Here is a 6,143-nt window from a genome sequence, read left to right as displayed (position 1 = left end):
GCGCTACTGTCCGCGCGATTGCGTCACCGAGCGACGGTGGCGATACCCAGCGGTGATTCGCCGGTTCTGGTATCGGAGCCGAGCCCAGCGAACGCATTTTGCCGGCTGTCGACGCGCGCCCGCGGTGCGCTGGTAGGCGGGTGTCTGTGGGTGCCGTTTGTGGCCGGCTTCGGATCAGCGCCGCCGCACGTCGAGTATCAGGTCGCAATCGCCGCCATCCTGACCTCGGGCGCCGCTATGGTTACGCAGATCAGCGCAGCAATGATGTTCACCGTTGTGGTGCTTGCAGCCGTCGAGATCCCGCTCGTCAGCTACCTGGTGACACCGGAGAGGACCCACGCGGTCATGCTGCACGCACACGACTGGATGCGAGCTCACCGTCGGCAGCTCCTCCCCGCCATCGCCGCGGTGACGGGAGTCTTCCTACTGGCCAGCGGGATAGGAAGCGTCTGAGGTGGTCAGCTTGCGCGCTACGATTCTCCCCGGCGCCAACAGCGTCTAAGCGAGGCCGACTCGGTGAAGTTAGGGACGGGACGGGTGATCGAGACTTTAATCGATGATTTGCTTGCTGCTCGGTCACGGCTGGAAAGAGGTTAACGTCAGTGCAGGGCGCGAGAGGGATTCAGTGGGAGATCCTGCGGTATCTGTGGCTGCGAGGGCGATTCCCCATGGAGGGAACGAGTTCCGCACGACAACTGCGCTTCCTGATGTCCATCGTGCAGCGCACAAACGCGCGCCGGATTGCAGAAATCGGATTCAATACCGGCACCTCAAGCTACGCCTTCCTCAACGCCCACCCCCACACCCATGTCGTTGCGTTTGACCTGAACGAGCATGCATCGGTGCGGACGGCTAAGAAGTTGATCGACAGCAAATTCCCCGGCCGGCATACGCTGATCTACGGAGACTCCCGCGAGAGCGTGCCGGAATACGCCCGTCGCAATCCCGATTCGCGGTTCGATCTGGTGTTCATCGACGGCGGGCATGAGTACGAGGTCGCCCAGGCTGACCTGACCAACGTGTGCGCGCTATGCACCCGCGAAACGGTGGTAATCATGGATGATCTGTGCCCCTGGCGTTCCTACGGCATGGGGCCGGCGAGGGCGTGGGGCGACGCGGTCCGCAGGGGTGTGGTGCGCCAGGACGCCCTATTTAAGGACGGCAAGCCCACCAAGGTGATTGAGCGACCGGCGAAACGGGCATGGGCTGTCGGCGGCTACATCTTTTGACTAACTGGTTGGCGCGGGGCTCGACATCAATGCGGCTTGCAAAACTTGCCAGGGCAAGTTTCCTCGCGGAAGCCTTATTGGCGGCGTGCTTAAGCATCCAAGCGGATGAATTGATTTTGCCGGTACTGCTCGGCGCACGCCGCCCGCCTGACCTTGCCACTGGTGGTGATAGGAATCGAACCAGGTGCTACCAGAACGAGATCCGCGACAGCGAGACCGTGCGAGTTTGAAATCGCCGAGCTAACTTCGCCTTTGACGCTGACGAGCTTATCCATCGCGATCTCGTCGGAGTCCGCACGCATCGTGAACTCGACGATCGCGACCAGCTTCTCCGTGTCCTCATCCCGGACCGATATCGCCGCGCAACGTCCCCGCGTGATCTCCCAGACCGTCGCCTCGATGTCGTCGGGAGAGTGGTTGCGCCCATAGACGATCAACAGGTCCTTATTGCGGCCGATGATGAACAACTCGCCATCGAAGAAGAAGCCCGAGTCCCCGGTACGTAGCCAAGGCTCTTGCGGCGTGCCAGTGGACGAAGTGAGAAGCCTTGCGCCGAAGGTGCTTTCCGTCTCTTGAGGTCTCTGCCAATAGCCCGTCGCGACGTTCGCGCCATGCACCCAGATCTCACCGACGGTTTCTGGGGGACACTCGATACAGGTATCGGGATCGACGATGCGGATTGTCTGCGACCGCGGTGCGCCGTAACTGATGAGCGGCCTACCGTCTCCGCTTTCGCAGCGCTTCGCGCGGCCGGCGGACAGTTTGTCCGATTCGAAGTGCACGATTCGTGGCGGTTGAGCCGGTGCCCGGGTCGCCACGTAGACTGTTGCTTCTGCAAGCCCATACGAGGGTCGTATCACCGTGTCGCGGAGATTGAACTTGGCGAACCGCTCAGTAAAGCGCCGCAGCGTCGTGGGCTGCACTCGCTCGGCACCGTTTTGGATGATTAGCACGTCCCCGAGATCCAGCCCGGCCATGTCCTCGTCGGTGGTTTTCCGTGCCGCCAAGTCGAAAGCGAAGTTCGGCGCCGCGGAAAACACATGACCACTGCTGGCAAGCAATTGCATCCAGCGGGCTGGACGCTGCAAAAACGCCACCGGACTCGTGAACACGCCCGGGACTCCGGCCAGAATCGGTGCGCAAATTCCTAAAATCAAACCCAGATCATGATAGAACGGCAGCCACGACACAGTAGCGGTGCCCGGCGGAGCAACCTTTCCATACTCCAGAAAGTAGTCGGACGTGATCTGTTTGAAGTTGGCCAGAAGATTCCGGTGCGAGATCATGACCCCGGCGGGCCGACGGGTCGACCCAGACGTGTATTGCAAGTAGGCAGTAGCGGGTCGAGTAGCGAGCCTGCGCGGCGCTGCTCGGGAGTAGTCCAGGTCCAGCGAATCAACCTCGATGACTGATGGACCGGATTCACCGTTGTGTGGTTGGGCGTACTTGCAGACATCGCTGACGACTGAGGAGGTCGTTAAAATGACCGACGGCGATGTGTCATGCAGGACCGAATCAACCCGCTCATCGTGGGCGCCGCCCATAGGAGCCGAAAGCGGAACTGCGATGAGCCCGGCCTGCAACGCTCCCAGAAACGCGGCGATGTAGTCGAGCCCCTGTGGTGCCAATATCACCGCCCGGTCGCCAGTCGACGCGCGAAGGCCGAGCTCATGTGCAACGTTTAAGGTTCGCCGATACGCCTGAGACCAGGTAAGGCTTTTGGTAACACCGGCCCAATCCTGCTCGTAGTCAACGAACGTGAAGGCAGTGCCATTCGGCCTGAAACCGGCACGCTCACGCAGCACATCCGAAATGAAAGAACCGCTCACAGGTATCTCTTTACTTCATCGGTCGCCGCTGCGCCCGCCAAATGTTGAGTTCCCACGTAATTGTAGTGCTGCGATGTCGTAACGACACGGCCCGGCTTGCAACGGTTCGCCAGGGCCGGGCCGCACGCATTTCCAGGTGACCTTGAAGGTCGGTTTCCAGCTGAAGAGTGCTTGGTAAACCGGTTAGCCGGCAACGGCTCCCGGCTCCGGGAAGGGCGAGCCGAAGTCGGCCACCCTTTCCAGCCCGTGATTCCGGGCCTCGGTGGCGGCCCGCCGGATCAAGCTGTTCGTCAAGACGAATCCGGCGTGATCGACCAGAACTAAGGGTGACAGCAGCCGGTTGTGCACGTATCCGACCGCCAGACCGCTTGCGGGATCGGCCCAACCGAGTGAGCCGCCAAGTCCGATATGACCGAATCCAGGCATCGCGTTGAACGGCACGGTGTGATAGCCGAGGTTAAATGCCATCGGCACCAAGATATTGCGGTCCGGCCGCAGGCTCTTTCGCCCTGTCAGGCCTGCCACCAGCTCACGGGACAGGAACTGGGTGCCGTCGATTTGGCCGCCATTGGCGATCGCGCCGTACATCCGAGCCAGTCCACGCGCGGTCGCCACTCCGTTGGCGGCTGGCATCTCGGCGTCCATCATCGGGATATCGCCTTGCACAAAGGCTTTCATACCCGGGAAATACATGGCGCCGAATCCGCCGGATAGTGGCAGCGCTGCGATTTTCGGTGCTACCGCGTTGAATACCGGATTGGCGATCGCGCTCTGCGGCATGATGATCTGCGCTGGGCGGGTTGGTGATTCGACGGGCGGACGGCCCAGATGCAAGCCGTCGGTGTCGAGCGGCTCCGCCAGCTCCTCGCGGATCAGCTCGCGCATACCCTTGCCGGTGATCGCCCGGGCCAGACCCGACATCAGCCAGCCGTAGGTCAGCGCGTGATACGCCGGTTTGTCGAACGAGTATCCCGCGGGTGCTGCCGCAAGGCGCTCTTCCATCACTTCGTGATTCAGCAAGTCTTCCTTGCTGGCGCCCTGCAACGCCGACAGACCCGCTCGGTGCCGCATCACCTGGCGGACGGTGATGTTCGCTTTGCCGTTGGCACCGAACTTCCGCCAGTACTCGGCGACCGGCGCGTCGTAATCGATCAATCCGCGGTCAGCGAGCCGATGAATAACGGTCGAAGCCATGCCTTTTGTTGCGGAGAACACCATGGCTGCGGTGTCTGCCGACCATGGCACGCGTCCGCGCCGATCCGCCCATCCGGTCCAGACGTCCACCACCGGTTCGCCGTCGAGATAGACCGCCATCGCACCGCCACCGAATCGGCGCCCCAGGAACAGCCCGGCGAAGCTGCGCACCGCGCAAGCAAAGTGCGGATCGGCTGCGCCGTGAACACCGCGCGGCAGCACCGACCGGCGATTGCCCACCACTTCGAGGGTCATACTGTCGAATTTACCGTTGCCGCTCGCAAACAACTCAAGATTTACCTATCCGTTATCGAGCTGAGCTTAAGTATTTGCTGAGCCGCCAGTGCCGGCGTCAATTCCCCAGCCAGGACCTGGCGCTCGACCTCCGCGCGGGCTTTGCGCACCGCGGGGTTGGAGAGTACCCGGTCTAGGACTGTGTCCCGGACCATCTGCCAGGTCCAGTCGACCTGCTGGGTACGCCGGCGCGCCTCGAACTCACCCGCCTCGCTGAGCACCTTCCGATGTCGCTCGGCGGTTTCCCATAGCTCTTCTAATCCAGTACCTTCCAACGCGCTCATGGTAAGAACCGGTGGACGCCAAAGCGTTTCGCGCGGATAGATTAGCCGGATCGCTCCGGAAAGTTCACGCGCGGCCGAGCGTGCCTCACCAAGGTGCTCGCCGTCGGCTTTGTTCACCACGACGATGTCGGCGAGTTCCAGGACGCCTTTCTTGATGCCCTGCAACTGATCACCCGTACGCGCCAGAGTCAGGAAGATGAAGGTGTCGACCATGTTGGACACCGCCACCTCCGATTGGCCGACCCCGACAGTCTCCACCAGGATCACGTCGAAACCGGCGGCCTCCAACAACACGATGGTTTCGCGGGTCGCTTTGGCTACTCCGCCGAGCGTGCCCGATGTCGGCGACGGCCGGATGTAGGCGTCGGGATGGCTTGCCAGCTGCGGCATCCGGGTCTTGTCGCCCAAGATCGATCCGCCGGTGCGAGTCGACGACGGGTCGACAGCCAGCACTGCCACCCGATGTCCGCGACCGATCAGGTACATGCCGAGCGCTTCGATGGTGGTCGATTTGCCGACTCCAGGCACCCCGGTGATGCCGACGTGATGGGCGTTGCCGGCCGCCGGCATCAGCGCCAGCAGCAGCTGCTGTGCCCGCTCGCGATGGTCGGCGCGGGTGGATTCGACCAGCGTGATGGCGCGCGGCAGCGCCGCACGGTCGCCGTCGCAAACAGCTGCGGCGAGTTCGTCAACGCTGTCGCCGTTCTCAGTCGCCATGGGGCTAGAGGGTGTACCCGCGGCGCTCGGCCAGCTTCTTCAGCAGATCGATTGCGGCGTCAGCGATCACGGTGCCGGGCGGGAAGATCGCGGTGGCGCCGGCGGCGTACAGCTCGTCGAAATCGCCCGGCGGGATGACTCCGCCCACCACGATCATGATGTCGGGCCGGCCTACTTCGGCCAGTGAGTCTCGCAGCGCGGGAACCAGTGTCAGGTGGCCGGCTGCCAACGAGGACACCCCGACCACATGGACGTCGTTGTCGGCGGCCTGGCGTGCTACCTCGTCCGGTGTGGAGAACAGCGACCCGCCGTCGACGTCAAAGCCGATGTCGGCGAACGCCGTTGCGATCACCTTCTGCCCACGATCGTGACCGTCCTGGCCCATCTTGGCCACCAGAATTCTGGGACGACGGCCGTCGGCCTCGGCGAATTTCTCGACGAGTTCAGTGGCGGTGACCATGTTGCCGGCCTTTCCAGCTTCATCGCGGTAGACCCCGGCGATGGTACGGATCTCGGCCTGGTGCCGCCCATATACCTTCTCCAGCGCATCGGAGATCTCGCCGACCGTGGCCTTGGCCCGAGCGGCGTTGATAGCC

At 62.8% G+C, this 6,143-nt stretch carries 6 protein-coding genes; 2 read left to right on the top strand and 4 right to left on the bottom strand.

Going from position 1 to position 6,143, the window contains the following annotated elements:
• Positions 1-453, top strand: a 453-nt coding sequence (locus tag WBF82_RS09735) for a GAP family protein (protein WP_424382836.1), incomplete at its 5' end; no start/stop codon positions are given.
• A gap of 149 nt (positions 454-602) precedes the next feature.
• Positions 603-1,229 carry a class I SAM-dependent methyltransferase gene (locus WBF82_RS09730; protein WP_424382835.1) on the top strand — a complete coding sequence of 209 codons (627 nt, stop codon included), beginning with the start codon at positions 603-605 and terminating at the stop codon, positions 1,227-1,229.
• Between the two features lie 89 nt (positions 1,230-1,318).
• Here WBF82_RS09730 and WBF82_RS09725 read toward each other — a convergent pair whose 3' ends face one another.
• The 4 genes from WBF82_RS09725 to WBF82_RS09710 all read right to left on the bottom strand — a co-directional run.
• Positions 1,319-3,058: an AMP-binding protein gene (locus WBF82_RS09725; protein ID WP_424382834.1), complete on the bottom strand. Its 1,740-nt coding sequence runs from the start codon at positions 3,056-3,058 to the stop codon at positions 1,319-1,321.
• Positions 3,059-3,241: 183 nt separating this feature from the next.
• Complete coding sequence (locus WBF82_RS09720; RefSeq protein ID WP_424382833.1) at positions 3,242-4,507, bottom strand: serine hydrolase domain-containing protein; 1,266 nt, start codon at positions 4,505-4,507, stop codon at positions 3,242-3,244.
• Positions 4,508-4,548: 41 nt separating this feature from the next.
• Positions 4,549-5,547 carry a methylmalonyl Co-A mutase-associated GTPase MeaB gene (meaB, locus tag WBF82_RS09715; protein WP_424382832.1) on the bottom strand — a complete coding sequence of 333 codons (999 nt, stop codon included), beginning with the start codon at positions 5,545-5,547 and terminating at the stop codon, positions 4,549-4,551.
• 4 nt (positions 5,548-5,551) lie between these two features.
• On the bottom strand, positions 5,552-6,143 hold a 592-nt coding region (locus WBF82_RS09710; protein WP_424382831.1), incomplete at its 5' end, for a cobalamin-dependent protein.

It is taken from the genome of Mycobacterium sp. (assembly GCF_049673265.1).
Taxonomy (GTDB): domain Bacteria; phylum Actinomycetota; class Actinomycetes; order Mycobacteriales; family Mycobacteriaceae; genus Mycobacterium.
The sequence above is the reverse complement of the archived record's forward strand: the minus strand, read 5'-3'. Positions and strand labels throughout refer to the sequence as shown.

Excerpts from the sequence above, each read along its gene's own strand:
- WBF82_RS09720 (WP_424382833.1), bottom strand. The coding sequence starts at position 4,507 with ATGACCCTCGAAGTGGTGGGCAATCGCCGGTCGGTGCTGCCGCGCGGT.
- meaB (WP_424382832.1), bottom strand. The coding sequence starts at position 5,547 with ATGGCGACTGAGAACGGCGACAGCGTTGACGAACTCGCCGCAGCTGTT.